Below are 15,234 nucleotides of genomic sequence, written 5' to 3' on the forward strand. Positions count from 1 at the left end.
AACACGTCGGTCGGGAGGGACGTAAACGCTACCGACAGTCACCGTGGCTGGAACACAGCCTAGAGGACGTAACAATCGGTGGTCCAGAACGACCGTTCGGCGGCCTCGAGCGCCGACGTCGGGTCGCCGGTCGCGTCGACGGCCGCAGTCGCTGCCGGCTCGAATCCGGCCTCCTCGACGAGGGTTTCGACGACACCGCGCTGGCCCGTGAGGTACAGCGGGACGTCACCCACGTCGCCCCGGACCGCCGCGATGGCTTCTGCCGCACGCTCGAGGTGGGCGTCGATCTGTTCGTCGCGAATGCGTTCGAACCGCGCCTGCGAGAAACCGCCCTTGGAGTGGGATCCCTTTACGTCGCTCTCGAATCCACGGGAGTCGAGCCGTTCGTCGTCCTCGTAGACCCCGACAGCGAACAGGTCGGCCCGGACCACCGCGAGAAGGTGCTCGTCCGTCGGCAGGAACCACTCACGCTCGAGAACGAATCGGTCGTCCCAGGTCGGCTCGAGTACGGGTCGTACTGGCGGATCGAGCGCGACCGCGAGCAACCCTGCGTCGTCGACGTAGCACAGGCAGGGCGCGGCGTCCTCGAGCAGGACGAGACGGTCGTCAAGCAGGTCTTGAAGCGAGTGGTCGAGGTCGCTCACCCGCTCGTCGTCCTCGAGAACTGCCGTGAACGATCCCTCGGGGCCGGTCCGGACCGACGCCAGCCGATCGACGACGGCCTCGAGTTCGCGCCCCCGGAGGCGGTCCCGGCGACGGTACTCGAGTCCGCGGTCGTCGTCACGCTCGCGCTCGAGTTCGCCCTCGAGCTGGGCGATGCGATCCTCGAGCCGGTTGATTCGACGATCGGCCTCCTGCTTGGCCGTCGTCGCCTCGGCGCGGCGCTCTTTCTCGGCCTCGTAGCGCGACTGGAGCCGGTCGGTTTCCTCCTCGAGTTCGGCGATGCGGTCTTTGAGTGACGCGCGGCCGAGCAACTCGTCGACGTCGAACATCCGATCGAAACGGTGCGGGGAATCCACTTCTAGGTTCCGGCGAACTGTCACGCAGTGACGACAGGGGAGGAATTTCGATCGCGCTGGTCGGTCTACCCGGCCCGATACCCCGGGCCCCAGCCGTCGTCGTCTTCGTCGTCTTCGTCGGCTGGGCGACCTAACGCGTCGGCAGTGACGCCGCCGGCGTACTCGAGCAACTGTCTGGCCCGTTCCCGCCGCGCCAGAAACACTTCCTGCAGCGACGGCGGGTTGCGAACGTCGGTTCCCTCGAGAAGCGAGGTCGGAACCGCGAGGGTGTTCGCCGGCACCGATTCGTCGCCGTGGACGGGGAAGTGGTGGGACTCGAGTTTCATCACGAGTGGCGTATCGAGTCGCTCGAGTCCCTCGCCGGTGGCGTACACTTCCTCGTTGATCAGTTCGTGCTGGTCGCTGTGCATCAGTGCACGGTCACCGTCGGTGGGGGTGACGTAGAGACGCCCGAGGTAGTAGCTTCGGGAGAACACCTCGAACATGGTATCACATATCACGGGCTGGAACGGGATAACTATTTGCAGACACAGTTATGCCGTCGTCCTTTCAGCGTTCTTTTCTGACTGTCTCGTGAGTCGACGACACGTGTGGGGTGACTGTCCCAGCACGTTGTAGCCGGGATGGCCAGTTCGGACGACCCCGGTCAAAACGGCTCGAGAGCCGCCCGTGAACCGTCTCGACCCGTCTCGTCGCTCGATCCGGTTCGGTAAACGGTCCAAACGAATATTCGACTTTTTAGGGACGACGCGATACGTTCGAGTCGATGACACCGACCCGGACGATCGTCGTCCTCGTGATGGTCGTCGTCGCCGGGATCGCGCTCGCACCGGCCGTTGCGAGCGCTTTCACGTCCGGAGACGCGACCGAGGGGGGAAGTGAGGGGCTCGTCGCCGACGTAGGTAGCGACGGTAGCGAGAGTGACAGTGAGCCAGCCGAAAACGCGAGCCAGGACGATACCTCCACGGACGAACAGGGGCCGACGAACGCGTCCGGGCCGAGTCTCGCAGCGTTCATGCAGGCGAGCTCGGCGGACGTCGAACGGTCGGTCGAATCCGGGATGCGCGACGCGGCATACGAATCCGCAAGCGACGAGGAACGGGCGTCCCTCGTCACCGAGCGAATCGACTCCCTCGAAGAACGGCTCGACGAACTCGAGGAACGAAGCGAGGAACTCGAAGCCGAAGAGGACTCCCACGCCCGACGGCAGGGACAGCTCGCGCGACTGTCCGCCGAAATCGCATCGCTCGAGCGCGAGATCGAACGGGTCGATCAGCAGGCCGACACCGCCGGGGCCGACGACGAGCGGCTGGAAACGCTTCGGTCGAACGCGTCCTCGCTGTCGGGCTCCGAGGTTGCCGAGGAGGCACGATCCGTCGCCGGGTTCGACGAGCATCCGGGTGGTGGTCAGGCGAACGCGTCCGGTGGGCCACCGGGACAACCCGGAGCGCCCGGACACGACCGGGGAGAGGGCCCACACTCGAGTGACGACCATCCCGGACAGGGCCAGCAGTCAGGTGACGACCATCCCGGACAGAGCCAGCAGTCAGGTGACGACCAAAATGTCGCTGTCGGCACCGGTTCCAGTTCTGACGTCGGAGATCGTCCCGGACAGGATCGCCAGGAACGCCAGACCGGGGCGGAATCGGACGAACCACCGGGACAGGCGACCGATCGCGGTCACTCCAACGAGAACGAAGCACGGAACGACCGACGGGGTGGCGCGTCGGACGATCGGGGTTCTGGGTCCGACTCCGAGCGGGGAACGGATGCGAGTGACGATGCAGACGCCGATGACGACGACAGTGTCAGCGATGACGAAGGTCGTGATGACGCCAGCGACGACTCGACAGACGGTGAACGGAGTGACGCCTCCGACGAGAGTACCGACGAGGGTGGCGAAACCGATACCACCGGTCCGAACGACCGGGCTGGCGGACCGCACGAAGCGCCTCCCGGTCGATGACGGATCAGGCGGCTTGCGTTATGATGGGGCAGATACACCGGCGAGCAGACACGCTTTTGAGCGCTGACGCCATATCGTCGCTCGATGGACTCCGCCGCGTTACTCGATCTCCTCGGCAACGAGAATAGGCGGCGCATCCTTCGCCTGCTCGCACGGAAACCCTGTTACGTCACCGAAATTTCCGAATACCTCGGCGTGAGTCCCAAGGCCGTCATCGAACACCTGCGAAAACTCGAGGAAGCGGGCCTCATCGAGAGCCGGGTCGACGACCAGCGCCGAAAGTACTTCCACATCGCGCGGAACGTCCGTCTCGAGGTGAACGTCTCGCCGTACGGCTTCGCGAGCAAGAGTGCCTACCCGTCGAACAACAGCTTCGACATTACGACCTGTCGGCACCTCTCGCTCGACGTGACGTGTGACGACCTCGACGACCTCGACGAACTGCTCTCGACACTCGAGGACCTGGAGCAACTCGAGAACGAGCTTTCTCTCGCCCAGCGCTGGGTTCAGGGGCGACTCTGTGACGTCCTCGATCAGTTCTCTGAGACCGTTGGCGGCGGTCCAGAGAGCCGGATTTACGCGGACGTGCTCTCGAGTGTGCGCACGGAGCCGAAGTCGATCGGCGACCTGAGTCAGGACGTCGAGGTTCCACGCGAGATCGTCGCCGACGTGCTCGAGTCGATGGCCGACCGGGGAATCGTCAGGCGAACCGAGCGCGGCTGGGAGCTGACGACCAGTTCCTGACGGCGCTGGGCTCCGGGACAGAGATCTGGGCGAATCTCGAGCGCCGATACAGTCACGCTCACGAAGACTCGAGTGGAGAGCGATGTGACTCGAGCGAGACGCGGTCTCAGGAAGGTGAAAGACGTAGGGGGTGTCTTTGGTTCGGGGTGTGTCGAAAGGCAACAGACGCGCGTCTGTGCCTCGTCACAGCCTCACGCGTTGTTCATTCGCTGGCTCGATCGGTTCCCACAGCGCTGGCACTCGCACACCCGGTAAGGTTCACGGGAGAACTGGGCGTTCTCCTCTTTGGTGCTCTCGGTTCGAATCTGGACGGACACTTCGTGGAGCGTCTCGAGGTCGCAGTCTTCACAGTATTCAGTTAACCCATTGAATGAGTCATCTGTCGTTGCCATTACCCGGTTACTTTCGATAGGGGTATCTTAAATGCACTCGTTATATCGAACATTGAGTCGAGAACTCGGCTGGAAGAGAGAGTCCATCAGACCCAACGAGACAGTTTATCGGCCCCTCTCAGATCGTTTCAGCCGCGAGTATCGAACGTAACCACTGGTTACCTCTCTGGTAGACATGACATCTCAACGCTTTTCATGCCGCGGAGCGACCCATCGGGCATGAAATACGCACGATTCCGAGACCCGGCCGGAGCCGTTCGCCGAGGTAGCGTCGAGGACGGTCAGGTCCAGTTCGCGAACGACACGTACGATCTGTCCGACGACGCTATCGACGTCCTTCCACCATGTGAGCCCTCCAAAATCGTCTGCATCGGCCGAAACTATGCAGACCACGCCGCCGAGATGGGCTCGGACCTGCCGGACCGACCGATGCTCTTCCTCAAGCCGCCAAACACCGTTGCGAGCCACGGCGACACGATCACCGTCCCCGCGGGTAAAGAACGGATCGATCACGAAGCCGAAATCGGCGTCGTCATCGGCGAACAGTGTCGACACGTCTCCGAAGCCGAAGCGATGGACGTCGTCGCCGGGTTTACCTGCGTCGACGACGTCTCGAACCGCGACGACCAACAAGAGGAGCGAAACTGGGTCCGGGGAAAGGCCTTCGACGGCGCCGCACCGCTCGGCCCCGTCCTCGCGACGCCCGACGAAGTTCCCGCCGACGCGACCGTACAGACGCGAGTCAACGGCGACCTCCGACAGGACGGCTCGAGAGAGCAACTCATCTTCTCGGTCCCCGAACTGATCGCCGAGATCACCACCTTCCTCACCCTGGAACCCGGCGACGTGATCGCCACGGGAACGCCCGAGGGCGTCGGTCCGCTCGAGGACGGTGACGACGTCGAAATCGAGGTCGAAGGCGTCGGCACGCTCGAGCACAGCGTTCGAAAACCCTGAGTCTGACTCGCCTTCTCGCTCACTCGACGGTAAACAGGTGCCCGTCTGTCGGGACGTCGAAGAGGCCGATTCGCGCCCCCGCATCGAGCCAGGCGTGACCGTAAGAGAACGACGCCAGCGCGTTCACGAGATCGCCGTTCTGTTGGAAGTGACGCCCGTCCTCGAGGTACGAGTCGGCCATCTCGTAACAGTCGGCTGCGGCCTCGGCCATCGGGGTCCCCTCACGCGGCGCGATCGTCGCCGCCTCGAGCGCCTCTGTGAGTAACGATCCGTAGCGATCCGTCTTCTCCTCGAGATCGGCAGCCATATCGTATCGTCGGCGGGTTCGATCCTAAATCCGTCGGAGCCAGTTCCGGTGTCAGGCCACGTATCAGCCTCACAGCGAGGGTGATCAGCGTTCAGATACGAGACAGCGTACGTTACTGCAGGGAACGCAAGTCGTATACCGTTTCTTCCCCAACGCAGGTGTATGAGTGAGGAGCCACGCGTGGAAATATATACGAAGGAGAACTGCTCGTACTGTGACGAGGCGAAGGCCCTCTTCGACGAGAAGGGCATCGAGTACGCCGAATACAACGTCACCGGTGACGAGGAACGGTTCGAGGAGATGGTCGAACGTACAGGCGGGCGCAAGCGGGCCCCGGAAGTGTTCGTCGACGACGAGCTGATCGGCGGCTGGGACGACACCAGCGCACTCGAGGAGACGGGCGAACTCGACGAGAAACTGGGCCTGGTCACCGACGGCGGCGAGGACGTCGTCGAACACCGGAAACTGATCATCGCGGGAACGGGCATCGCGGGACTCACCGCAGCGATCTACGCCGGACGTGGTGACAACGATCCGCTGGTTATCGAGGGCGACGAACCCGGTGGCCAGCTCACCCTGACGACAGACGTAGCGAACTACCCCGGCTTCCCGGAGGGAATCAGCGGCCCCGAGCTGGTAAACAACATGAAAGAACAGGCCCGCAAGTTCGGTGCCGACCTGAAAAACGGCATCGTCGAGTCGGTCGATGCTGATCAGCGACCGTTCCGCGTCGAGTTGACCAACGGCGACGTCTACACGGCCGACGCGATCATCGCCGCCTCGGGGGCCAGCGCCCGCACCCTCGGTATCCCCGGCGAAGACGAACTGATGGGCTACGGCCTCTCGACGTGTGCGACCTGTGACGGCGCGTTCTTCCGCGACGAGGACATGCTCGTCGTCGGCGGCGGCGACGCCGCGATGGAGGAAGCTACGTTCCTCACCAAGTTCGCCGACACCGTCTACATCGCCCACCGGCGCGAGGAGTTCCGCGCCGAACAGTACTGGATCGACCGCGTCCACGAAAAAGTCGAAGCGGGCGAGATCGAGATCATGAAGAACACCGAACTGATCGAGATCCACGGTTCCAAGGAAGAGGGCGTCGACCACGTCACCCTCGTTCGCAACGACAAGGGTCACCCGACCGACCGCCTCGACGACCCCGAGACCGAAGAGTTCGACTTCGACGTCGGCGCCGTCTTCTTCGCGATCGGCCACACGCCCAACACGGAGTACCTCGAGGGCACGGGCGTCGAGATGGACGACGAGGGCTACCTCCGAACCCAGGGTGGGTCCGGCGGCGGCCAGACCGAAACCGACGTGCCCGGCATCTTCGGCGCCGGCGACGTCGTCGACTTCCACTACCAGCAGGCCGTCACCGCTGCGGGCATGGGATCGAAGGCCGCTCTCGACGTCGACGAATATCTGGAGGATCTCGAGCGAGCGTCGACGAGCGAGGCCGAGGCAGCGGCGGCCGACGACTGATCGTCTCTCCGTCCGAAATCTTCAGCGTTCTCAGACGGTTTCGGGGAGCCACCCGCCGTCGATCTCGAGATTCTGTCCGCTGACGTAGTCGCTGTCTGCCTCGAGGAAAAACAGGAGCGCCTGAACGAGGTCGTCGCAGGACGCCGGTCGGTCCCGTGGTAGTTCGTCCGGGAACTCCGCCGAGTTCTCGACGACGTACGGGGAAATGACGTTGACCGTGATGCCGTCGTCCTGTGTGTCTGCAGCGAGCATCCGGGTAAACTGGATAACACCGCTCTTGGCGACGAAGTACGGGAAGTTCTTCGGACTCGTCAGTCCCTTCTCCGAGGAGGCGTAGCCGACGTTGACGATCCGGCCGTATCCCGCCTCGCGCATTGCGGGTAGGGCCCGCTTCGAGCAGAGGTAGGTCCCATTGAGGTTGGTCTCGAGCACCCGGTTCCAGGTCTCGAAGTCGATGTCTTCCCAGTGGCGGGGAGCGAAGTCGCCGACGTTGTTCACGAGGACGTCGACGGTTCCGAGTTCGGCCTCGACCGCAGAGAAGATGCCGTCGACGCTCTCTGGGTCGGTCACGTCGCCCTGGACGGTCATCACTTCCGGTGCACCGCGGTCACGTGCTTCGTCGGCTACCTCACGTGCTTCGTCGGCGCTCGTGTGGTAGTGTACCGCCGCGTTCGCGCCACATTCGGCGAGCGCGAGCACGAACGCGCGACCGACGCCACGTGCGCTGCCCGTGACGAGCACCGTCTGCTCAGAGAGGTCTGGGTCGTCCATACGGGACGTATTGGCGCGAGCGGAATATATGCTGTCGCTGAGTGTTCTCGCTGTCGACGAACGACGAGATGTGTCACCGTCAGCCGCGACGAACGGGACCAGCACACAGTCACTGCCGTGGAGCGTGGATTTACAATAGTAGGGAATCGTAGTAGTCCCTATGCAACTCGACTCCGTACTGCTGGCAGTAGGTCCAGGCGACGCCGACCGACGCGACGATCTCGCCGCAGCCGTCCTCGAGGTCGCGACGCCCGCAGATGCGACCGTGACGCTCGCACACGTCTTCACGCAAGAGGAGTACGAAGAGGTCATCGACCGACTGGAGTTCGACGACGACGCCGAGATCGAACCCGACAGCGTCGCCGAGCGCCACGCGACGATTCGGGACATTCAGTCCGAGTTCGACGAGTACGGCCTCGAGTACGATATCCGCGGCGCAGTCGGCGATCACGGAGACACGATCGTCTCGCTCGCAGAAGAGGTCGACGCCGACCGCGTCGTCGTCGGTGGACGCCGCCGCTCACCGACCGGAAAGGCCGTCTTCGGCTCGACCGCCCAGGAAGTGCTGCTGTCGGCTCCCTGCCCGGTGACGTTCGTCCGGAGCGACGACAGCTTCTGATTCGTTCCTGTAATTCTGCACCGACGAGAATACTTAAGCGGGTAGCGAGGCCACGTTGAGAGTATGGCTATCGATACGGTACTACTCGCTGTCGGGCCGATGGATACGGTACGCGCCGAGGGACTCGCCGAGACGGTCCTCGAAATCGCCGAACCCCTCGAAGCGGACGTCGTGATTGGCCACGCGTTCACAGAAGACGAGTACGAGGACTTCCGGGAGGGCCTCGGGTTCGACGAACGCGTCGAGAACGTCGACCCCACGGAAGTGGCCAAACGACGGCCTCCAGTTGGTGACCTCGAGGAAATCTTCGAGGAAGCAGGTGTCGAGTACGAAGTTCGCGGTGCGCTGGGTGAAGTGTCCTCGAAGGTAGTCGACATGGCCATCGACGTCGACGCCGACCGCATGGTCCTCGGCGGACGTCGCCGGTCGCCCGCCGAAAAGGCCGTCCTCGGGTCAGTCTCTCAGGAGATTATCCTGCAGGCACCGTGTCCGGTTACCTACTTCCGGGACCTCGACGTCATGGAGTAAGGCAGGGTAGCCTGCAGTCGCCCCTTCTACATGCACCTGCGACGACCAGTCTCGAGTCTCGAGTAAGCGACTCGAGGAGCCCGCCCGGGAACCATCCGCTGGCCTCAGGCCAGCCCAATGGGCTCGCTGTAGGCACCGTACTGGTCCTCGAAGATCGCCATGATCTCGCCCATCGTGACGTACGCTTTCACTGCGTCGACGACGTACGGTAGCACGTTTTCACCCTCCTCGCTCGCCTCGGCCAGTGCGTCGAGCGTCTCCGCCACTGCGTCGTCGTCGCGCCTCGCTTTGACCTCCTCGAGTCGAGCGAGCTGTCGTTCCTGGGTGGTTTCGTCGACCTGCAGGACGTCCGGGCTGGTGTCTTCCTCGAGGGTGTACTCGTTGACACCAACGACGACTTCCTCGCCGCGCTCGACGCGGGTCTGGTACTCGTAGGACGCGTCCTGGATCTCCCGGTGGAAGTAGCCGTCGTCGATTCCCTGCAGGATGCCGTCCCTGACCGAGCCGTTACCCATGTCGCGAATCTCCTCGAGGTAGGCCATCGCCCGCTCTTCGAACTGGGTGGTCAGGGACTCGATCGCGTAGCTTCCCCCGAGCGGGTCGACGACGTCTGCGACGCCGGACTCCTCGGCGATGATCTGCTGGGTTCGCAGGGCGACGCGGACGGCCTCCTCGGAGGGAAGCGCGAGTGCCTCGTCGAAGCTGTTCGTGTGCAGCGACTGGGTGCCACCGAAGACGCCGGCCAGCGCCTGGATCGTCACCCTGACGACGTTGTTCAGCGGCTGTTGGGCGGTCAGCGACTGGCCCGCGGTCTGGGTGTGGAACTTCAGGCGCCTGGACTCGTCGGCCTCGGCGTCGTACCACTCGTCCATCACGCGGGCGTAGAGTCGCCGGGCAGCCCGGAACTTCGCGACCTCCTCGAGCAGCGAGTTGTGACAGTTGAAGAAAAAAGAGAGTCTGGGGGCGAACTCGTCGACCTCGAGCCCGCGGTCGACGGCGTCTTCGACGTACCCGAAGCCGTCTGCGAGCGTAAAGGCGAGTTCCTGGACGGCAGTGGAGCCAGCTTCACGGATGTGATAGCCCGAGACGGAGATTGGATGGAACTTCGGGGTCTCCTCGGTCGAGAACTCGAGGACGTCGGTGACCAGCTCGAGCGACGGCTCCGGCGGGACGACCCACTCCTTCTGGGCGATGAACTCCTTGAACATGTCGTTCTGAAGGGTGCCACGGAGCTTTTCGCGAGGGACGCCCTGCTGGTCGGCCAGCGCGACGTACATCGCGTAGATGACGGGCGCGGAGGGGTTGATGGTGAACGACGTCGAGATCTCCTCGAGGTCGATGTCGTCGAAGAGGATTTCCATGTCCCGAAGCGTGTCGACTGCGACGCCCTCTTTGCCCACCTCGCCGTCGCTCATCGGATCGTCCGAGTCGATTCCCATCAGCGTCGGCATGTCGAAGGCGACCGAGAGCCCCGTCTGACCCTCGTCGATCAGGTAGTGGAACCGCTCGTTGGTCTCCTCGGCCGTTCCGAAGCCGGCGAACTGGCGCATCGTCCACGTCCGCCCGCGGTACATCGTCGGATAGGCCCCGCGCGTGTAGGGTTCTTGCCCGGGGAAGCCGAGGTCCTCGAGGTAGTCGAGGTCGGCGACGTCGGCGGGCGTGTAGAGCCGGTCGACCTCGAGGTTCGAGACCGTGGCGAACCGGTCCCGGCGTTCGTCCCTGCGCTCGAGGGTCGCCTCGAGGGTTTCCGTCACCCACTCCTCCCGGGCGTCGCGGATCGCCTCGAGCTCGTCGTCGTCGAACATGGACGCAATATTTGCCAGCCACGGTGGTAAGGATTCCGGCGAACGGTAGCACGTTTCACGACGGTCGTTACCAGGGAATCGCACCGGCGACGTCGACCAGTCCCTTCGCGATAGCCGTCAGCACGAGGAGATAACAGGCGTTGCCGACGCTCGAGAACAGGAGAAATCGGCGACGTGGATAGTTACTCAATCCGGCAGGGATGCTCATCAGCGACCGAATGCCGGGGATGGCGTTGGTGATGCCGAGGGCCCAGCCGCCGAACCGATCGAACAGCCGGCTGACCAGCCGCATTCGTCGTTCGCCGACGCGGGCGCGGACGATCAGCGGGAGGCGGTCGACGTACGGGAGTGTCCGCCTGAGTCCGAAGACGTCCGGGCTCTCCTCGTTGAACCCACGGTAGAGGGCGTACTGTCCGAGTGTCCCGGCGATCGTCGAGAGTGCAGCGAGCGAGACCAGCATCGCAGCCGACGGACTCGCGAGTGCGACGTAGGCGACGTAGAGGGCAGCAGGCGGCGTGAGTTTCCCGAGGACCATCCCGTCGAGGAAAAACAGCAGGACGATCAGGGGAATCGCGAGCGCCTGCAAGAAGAGCACGACCGCTTCGGCGCTTGGGATCACAGCGAACGATCGGCTGCCCGATGGATAATTCCATCGGCCGGTCGGCGAAACCGACTCATCGAGGTCACTCCGACTGCAGTCGCTTCGTCGTCTGGACCAGCGGATGGCGCGCGTAGTCGACGACCTCGATATCCTCGATTCCCTCGAGGCCCTCATCGGCGGCGGTCTTGGCCATCCCGAGGTCGATTTCACGCTCGACGACGATCACGTAGGCGTCCATGTCGTCGACGCCCATCCGGTCGGCAGCGAGCACGCGATGATGGCCGTCGGCCAGCAGCGTCGTTCCGTCGTTGTCGATGACGACGAGCGGTTCAGCCAGTCCACGCTCGAGTTCGTAGCGCCGCCCCTCGAGTTCGTCGGCGTACACCCGCCCTTGGGTCGGGATCAGGTCCCCGATCGGAACCGTCCGGCGTTCTTGCTCGAGTTCGACGTCGTGGATCTGCTCGAGCGTTCGCATCAGTTTACCCACTTTTTCGGGCGTGGCCCGTTCGATCTGGCTGCGGATGACGTCCGAGTTCGAGATGATGCCGACGAGGTTGCCGGCGTCGTCGACGACGGGGAGTTTCTTGTTCCCCGACCGGAGGATCACGCGTGCGGCGTCGGTGACTTTCATCTCCGGGTGAGCGACGAGGATGTCGGTGGTCATCACCTTGAAGATGGGTTCGTCCTCGTCGGCGAGCAGGAGGTCCCGCGCGCCGACGAAACCCTCGACGCGGCGACGTTCACAGACCGGATAGCCGCTGTGGTCGTTGCTCTCGGCGATGCGTTTCGCGACCGCGCCGACGGTGGCGTCGGGCGAAACCGTGGCCACGTCGCGCGTCATGTAATCTGCTACCTGTGGTTTTCGTCCGTCCGACGTGACCGCCATGCTCGAGCGTACGCGGTCGCGGGGAAAAAAGGGCTCGGACCGGGCGTCCCGGGGTCAGTCGTCGCCGTCGGTGAACAGCCGCTGACTCGTCCCGCTGTAGGCCCCGACCGACGCCCCGGGACGTGAGCGGATCGCCTCGAAGAAGCGATTCGTGATCACCTCCTCGACGACGCTCAGGATCGAGTCGACCTCCTCGTCGTCGTCGACCTCACCGAGGATCCCCACCTCGAGTTGCGCGCCGGCCATGTCGGCGTGGCCGCCTGCGCTACCGATTCGATCGAACGCGTCACGGAGCGTCTCCCCGAGGTCGACGTCGTCGGCCCGCGACCGCGCCGAGAGGTAGGCCATCTCGTCACGAAACCCGAAGACGAGCGTCGTGTCGACGCCCTCCATCGCGAGCAACTGGTCTGCAGCCTGCGGGAGGGCGTCTCGGCTCCCGATACGGCCGACGCTCACAGCGGCGACCGATCCGCGCTGCTCGCGGTTCTTGATCGCCCGCGCAATGGTCTCGAGCGTGTCGCCGTCGATCGTCGGCTGCTCGATTCGCTCGAGGACGTCGACGTCGGCGTGCTCGAGCAGGATCGAAGCGGCCTGAAAGTCCTCACGGGAAACCTCGCGGGTGAAGTCGTCGGTGTCGATCCGGATGCCGTAGAGCAGTGCGGTCGCGGTGGCGACGTCGAACTCGACGTCGAGTCGGTGAACGTACTCTGTGAGAATCGTACTCGTCGCTCCGACGTGATCGCGCAGTTCGACGAAGGTCCCGGGAACCGGCCCGCGCGGCGGGTGGTGGTCGATCACGACGTCGACCTGGAGTTCTTCGGGGAGGCCATCGTTGACGCCCGGTCGCGAGTGATCGACCAGCGCAAACGACGAGAATTCGGTGAGCGAGTCCTCGGGACCGAGATTCCGGAGGTCGAGGTCGAGCAGGTTGACCATCGCCCGGTTCTCCTGATGGGAGATCTCACCGGAGTAACAGGCCTCGGCTTCGAGCCCGACCGACTCGGCCAGGTCGACGAGCGCGACGGCGCTCGCGATCGCATCGGGGTCCGGGTTGTCGTGCATGACGACAGCCAGTGGCCCCTCGAGTGACCGCAGGTGTGCTCTGAGCGCGAGCGCCGAATCGGTCGAGCGGCCGAGAGTCTCCTCGAGGACGGCGTCGGTGATCGCTCGATCGTCGACCACGTGATCGGCCAGCTCCGCGAATCGCTCGCGATCGGCAGGCGTCGGATTCCCGCCGAGCGTGGTGACGATCGACGCACGCGGGAACTGCCGCCGGGCGTTCTCCAGCGCGGTGCGGGTGACGTCGGTCCGGTCGCTCCCGACGAAGACCATCGCCGGGTCGTCGACGGTCTCGAGCGTGGCGGGATCAGCCGGATCGGCCGCTCGAGCCGGCACACTCTCGTCGCGAAGCGTCTTCACGGCGCTCTCGTCGTCGGTGACGACCAGCAACCGCTCGGCTAGCCCCCGGTCGGCGAGTCCGTCGACGACTCGCCGACTCACGCTCCCCCACCCGAGTACGAGCCGTCGGCGCATCTGTCCGCGCTTGCAACTGGGAGAGGTAAAAGCTACCGGGTATCCCGAACGAACTTGCGAACGCAAGGTCAGGTACCGAACTGTAGGCTTATCCCCGCAGAGCCCGTTCGACCCGTCGATGGAGGTTGCGATCTGTACCGTCGGCGACGAGGTGCTCGCGGGGGACACGACGAACACCAACGCGGCGTGGCTCGCCGCCGAGATTACCGACCGCGGCTCGAGCGTCGTCCGCATCCTGACGATTCCCGACGACCGCGAACTGATCACCGAGACGGTCATCCAGTGGGCGACCGCCTTCGACGCGGTGATCGTCACGGGTGGACTCGGGGGGACCCACGACGACGTCACGGCCGACGCCATCGCCGACGCGTTCGACCAGCCACTGGTCGTCGACGACGCGGTCCGCGAGGACGTCGTCGAAACCGTCGCCGACTACCGGGGGCTCGACCCCGAGCGAATCGACGACGACGATCTGGACCTCTCGGTCGAGTCGTGGGCCGCCGTACCCGCGAGCAGTCGACCGCTGTTGAATCCCGAGGGGCTGTGTCCGGGCTTCGTCCTCGAGAACGTCTACGCCTTCCCGGGCGTGCCGGACGAGGTGAGAGCGCTGTTCGACCGCGTCGCAGACGAGTTCGGCGGGGAGACGGTCTCGCAGACGTTCTACACGCCGCTTCCCGAAGCGGCGATGGTCGACGCGCTCGAGGACGCCAGAGAACGGTTCGACGTCACGATCGGTAGCTACCCGGACACCAGAGCACACAACCGCGTGAAGGTCTCTGGAACCGATTCCGAGGCCGTCGCGTCGGCAGCCAACTGGCTCGAGGGAGAACTCGAGACCGTCGACCCCGACTGATCGGCCGAGCGGACCGAAATGGCTGATTAGCCGGAGCCCCAGCGCGCGATTGAACCGCCGGGTTACAAGGCGAGTGCCGTCGTGGGCAGAGCTATGGCAATCGACTACGACGACCTCACCTTCGAGCGACTCGGCCACGCGAGCATCCGCATCGAGACCGGCGACGGCACCGTCGTCTACGTCGATCCGTGGAACGACGTTCTCGACGGCCAGCCGGGCGACGGCGACGTCGTCTTCGTCACCCACGACGACTTCGACCACTACGATCCCGGGGCCATCGAGGCCGTCGCCGGCGACGACGCGACCGTCGCCGTCTTCGAGGCCGTCGACACGACCGATCTCGAGCGCGACGTCGTTTCCCTCCCCCACGAGGGCGAGACGACCGTCGCGGGCATCGACGTCGAGACGATGCCGGCGTACAACGACCCCGACGGTGACCACGTCGACGAGGACGGCTCACCGTTCCACGCCGAAGGTGAGGTGATCGGTCTCGTCCTCGAGATCGACGGCTCGTCCGTCTTCTTCCCCTCGGACACCGACTTTCTCCCCCATCACGAGTCGGTCTCCGCGGACGTGTTCGTCCCGCCGATCGGCGGCCACTTCACGATGGATCGCCACGAGGCCGCCGACTTCGCTCGCGCCGTCGATCCCGACCTCGTCCTGCCCGAACACTACGATACCTTCGAGCCGATCGAGACCGACGCCGAGGCGTTCGTCGACGACCTCGAGGCCGACGACATCCGGGTCGAACTCTTCTGATTCCCAATGGGT

The 15,234-nt window shown here is 64.5% G+C and carries 17 protein-coding genes; 8 read left to right on the forward strand and 9 right to left on the reverse strand.

The window, feature by feature from the left end; translation table 11 throughout:
• Positions 1–59 precede the first annotated feature (59 nt).
• Positions 60–992 (reverse strand): Vms1/Ankzf1 family peptidyl-tRNA hydrolase, encoded by a 933-nt coding sequence (locus B1756_RS17570; protein WP_086889725.1) that lies wholly within the window; start codon positions 990–992, stop codon positions 60–62.
• A 92-nt stretch (positions 993–1,084) separates the two neighbouring features.
• Positions 1,085–1,504 (reverse strand): DUF5802 family protein, encoded by a 420-nt coding sequence (locus B1756_RS17575; protein WP_228434407.1) that lies wholly within the window; start codon positions 1,502–1,504, stop codon positions 1,085–1,087.
• 281 nt (positions 1,505–1,785) lie between these two features.
• Between B1756_RS17575 and B1756_RS17580 the strand changes: the two genes are divergently transcribed.
• Together B1756_RS17580 and B1756_RS17585 are read left to right on the forward strand one after the other, a co-directional pair.
• Positions 1,786–2,985 (forward strand): hypothetical protein, encoded by a 1,200-nt coding sequence (locus tag B1756_RS17580; RefSeq protein WP_086889726.1) that lies wholly within the window; start codon positions 1,786–1,788, stop codon positions 2,983–2,985.
• A gap of 84 nt (positions 2,986–3,069) precedes the next feature.
• A complete protein-coding gene (locus B1756_RS17585; protein ID WP_086889727.1) occupies positions 3,070–3,729 on the forward strand; it encodes a metalloregulator ArsR/SmtB family transcription factor in 660 nt (219 codons plus the stop codon).
• Positions 3,730–3,920: 191 nt separating this feature from the next.
• Here B1756_RS17585 and B1756_RS17590 read toward each other — a convergent pair whose 3' ends face one another.
• Positions 3,921–4,121, reverse strand: coding sequence for a DUF7835 family putative zinc beta-ribbon protein (locus B1756_RS17590; protein ID WP_086889728.1), 201 nt, complete (start codon positions 4,119–4,121; stop codon positions 3,921–3,923).
• A gap of 219 nt (positions 4,122–4,340) precedes the next feature.
• Between B1756_RS17590 and B1756_RS17595 the strand changes: the two genes are divergently transcribed.
• Positions 4,341–5,078: a fumarylacetoacetate hydrolase family protein gene (locus B1756_RS17595; protein ID WP_086889729.1), complete on the forward strand. Its 738-nt coding sequence runs from the start codon at positions 4,341–4,343 to the stop codon at positions 5,076–5,078.
• 19 nt (positions 5,079–5,097) lie between these two features.
• Here the strand turns inward: B1756_RS17595 and B1756_RS17600 are convergent, their stop codons facing one another.
• Positions 5,098–5,385 (reverse strand): DUF357 domain-containing protein, encoded by a 288-nt coding sequence (locus B1756_RS17600; protein ID WP_086889730.1) that lies wholly within the window; start codon positions 5,383–5,385, stop codon positions 5,098–5,100.
• A 162-nt stretch (positions 5,386–5,547) separates the two neighbouring features.
• Between B1756_RS17600 and B1756_RS17605 the strand changes: the two genes are divergently transcribed.
• Positions 5,548–6,867, forward strand: a complete 1,320-nt coding sequence (locus B1756_RS17605) for an FAD-dependent oxidoreductase (RefSeq protein WP_086889731.1) — start codon at positions 5,548–5,550, stop codon at positions 6,865–6,867.
• A gap of 30 nt (positions 6,868–6,897) precedes the next feature.
• Here the strand turns inward: B1756_RS17605 and B1756_RS17610 are convergent, their stop codons facing one another.
• Positions 6,898–7,638 carry an SDR family NAD(P)-dependent oxidoreductase gene (locus tag B1756_RS17610; protein WP_086889732.1) on the reverse strand — a complete coding sequence of 247 codons (741 nt, stop codon included), beginning with the start codon at positions 7,636–7,638 and terminating at the stop codon, positions 6,898–6,900.
• Between the two features lie 160 nt (positions 7,639–7,798).
• Between B1756_RS17610 and B1756_RS17615 the strand changes: the two genes are divergently transcribed.
• Together B1756_RS17615 and B1756_RS17620 are read left to right on the forward strand one after the other, a co-directional pair.
• Positions 7,799–8,257, forward strand: a complete 459-nt coding sequence (locus B1756_RS17615; protein ID WP_086889733.1) for a universal stress protein — start codon at positions 7,799–7,801, stop codon at positions 8,255–8,257.
• A 63-nt stretch (positions 8,258–8,320) separates the two neighbouring features.
• Positions 8,321–8,785 (forward strand): universal stress protein, encoded by a 465-nt coding sequence (locus tag B1756_RS17620; RefSeq protein WP_086889734.1) that lies wholly within the window; start codon positions 8,321–8,323, stop codon positions 8,783–8,785.
• A 104-nt stretch (positions 8,786–8,889) separates the two neighbouring features.
• Here B1756_RS17620 and B1756_RS17625 read toward each other — a convergent pair whose 3' ends face one another.
• The 4 genes from B1756_RS17625 to B1756_RS17640 form a co-directional block, all read right to left on the reverse strand.
• Positions 8,890–10,590: an acyl-CoA mutase large subunit family protein gene (locus B1756_RS17625; protein ID WP_086889735.1), complete on the reverse strand. Its 1,701-nt coding sequence runs from the start codon at positions 10,588–10,590 to the stop codon at positions 8,890–8,892.
• 67 nt (positions 10,591–10,657) lie between these two features.
• On the reverse strand, positions 10,658–11,209 hold the full coding sequence (locus B1756_RS17630; RefSeq protein WP_161493204.1) for a DedA family protein: 552 nt from the start codon (positions 11,207–11,209) through the stop codon (positions 10,658–10,660).
• Positions 11,210–11,273: 64 nt separating this feature from the next.
• On the reverse strand, positions 11,274–12,077 hold the full coding sequence (locus B1756_RS17635) for a CBS domain-containing protein (protein WP_086889737.1): 804 nt from the start codon (positions 12,075–12,077) through the stop codon (positions 11,274–11,276).
• Positions 12,078–12,131: 54 nt separating this feature from the next.
• Entirely contained in the window at positions 12,132–13,610 is a 1,479-nt protein-coding gene (locus tag B1756_RS17640) for a DHH family phosphoesterase (RefSeq protein WP_086889738.1), read from the reverse strand.
• Positions 13,611–13,728: 118 nt separating this feature from the next.
• On the opposite strand from B1756_RS17640, the gene B1756_RS17645 reads away from it, so the two are divergent.
• Positions 13,729–14,463: a competence/damage-inducible protein A gene (locus B1756_RS17645; RefSeq protein ID WP_086889739.1), complete on the forward strand. Its 735-nt coding sequence runs from the start codon at positions 13,729–13,731 to the stop codon at positions 14,461–14,463.
• 93 nt (positions 14,464–14,556) lie between these two features.
• Positions 14,557–15,222, forward strand: a complete 666-nt coding sequence (locus B1756_RS17650) for an MBL fold metallo-hydrolase (protein WP_086889740.1) — start codon at positions 14,557–14,559, stop codon at positions 15,220–15,222.
• The last annotated feature ends 12 nt before the right edge of the window (positions 15,223–15,234 follow it).

It is taken from the genome of Natrarchaeobaculum aegyptiacum (assembly GCF_002156705.1).
Taxonomy (GTDB): Archaea; Halobacteriota; Halobacteria; order Halobacteriales; family Natrialbaceae; genus Natrarchaeobaculum; species Natrarchaeobaculum aegyptiacum.

Excerpts from the sequence above, each read along its gene's own strand:
- B1756_RS17575 (WP_228434407.1), bottom strand. The coding sequence starts at position 1,504 with ATGTTCGAGGTGTTCTCCCGAAGCTACTACCTCGGGCGTCTCTACGTC.
- B1756_RS17615 (WP_086889733.1), top strand. The coding sequence starts at position 7,799 with ATGCAACTCGACTCCGTACTGCTGGCAGTAGGTCCAGGCGACGCCGAC.
- B1756_RS17580 (WP_086889726.1), top strand. The coding sequence starts at position 1,786 with ATGACACCGACCCGGACGATCGTCGTCCTCGTGATGGTCGTCGTCGCC.
- B1756_RS17585 (WP_086889727.1), top strand. The coding sequence starts at position 3,070 with ATGGACTCCGCCGCGTTACTCGATCTCCTCGGCAACGAGAATAGGCGG.
- B1756_RS17605 (WP_086889731.1), top strand. The coding sequence starts at position 5,548 with ATGAGTGAGGAGCCACGCGTGGAAATATATACGAAGGAGAACTGCTCG.
- B1756_RS17650 (WP_086889740.1), top strand. The coding sequence starts at position 14,557 with ATGGCAATCGACTACGACGACCTCACCTTCGAGCGACTCGGCCACGCG.
- B1756_RS17645 (WP_086889739.1), top strand. The coding sequence starts at position 13,729 with ATGGAGGTTGCGATCTGTACCGTCGGCGACGAGGTGCTCGCGGGGGAC.
- B1756_RS17590 (WP_086889728.1), bottom strand. The coding sequence starts at position 4,121 with ATGGCAACGACAGATGACTCATTCAATGGGTTAACTGAATACTGTGAA.
- B1756_RS17600 (WP_086889730.1), bottom strand. The coding sequence starts at position 5,385 with ATGGCTGCCGATCTCGAGGAGAAGACGGATCGCTACGGATCGTTACTC.
- B1756_RS17620 (WP_086889734.1), top strand. The coding sequence starts at position 8,321 with ATGGCTATCGATACGGTACTACTCGCTGTCGGGCCGATGGATACGGTA.
- B1756_RS17610 (WP_086889732.1), bottom strand. The coding sequence starts at position 7,638 with ATGGACGACCCAGACCTCTCTGAGCAGACGGTGCTCGTCACGGGCAGC.
- B1756_RS17640 (WP_086889738.1), bottom strand. The coding sequence starts at position 13,610 with ATGCGCCGACGGCTCGTACTCGGGTGGGGGAGCGTGAGTCGGCGAGTC.
- B1756_RS17625 (WP_086889735.1), bottom strand. The coding sequence starts at position 10,590 with ATGTTCGACGACGACGAGCTCGAGGCGATCCGCGACGCCCGGGAGGAG.
- B1756_RS17595 (WP_086889729.1), top strand. The coding sequence starts at position 4,341 with ATGAAATACGCACGATTCCGAGACCCGGCCGGAGCCGTTCGCCGAGGT.
- B1756_RS17635 (WP_086889737.1), bottom strand. The coding sequence starts at position 12,077 with ATGGCGGTCACGTCGGACGGACGAAAACCACAGGTAGCAGATTACATG.
- B1756_RS17570 (WP_086889725.1), bottom strand. The coding sequence starts at position 992 with ATGTTCGACGTCGACGAGTTGCTCGGCCGCGCGTCACTCAAAGACCGC.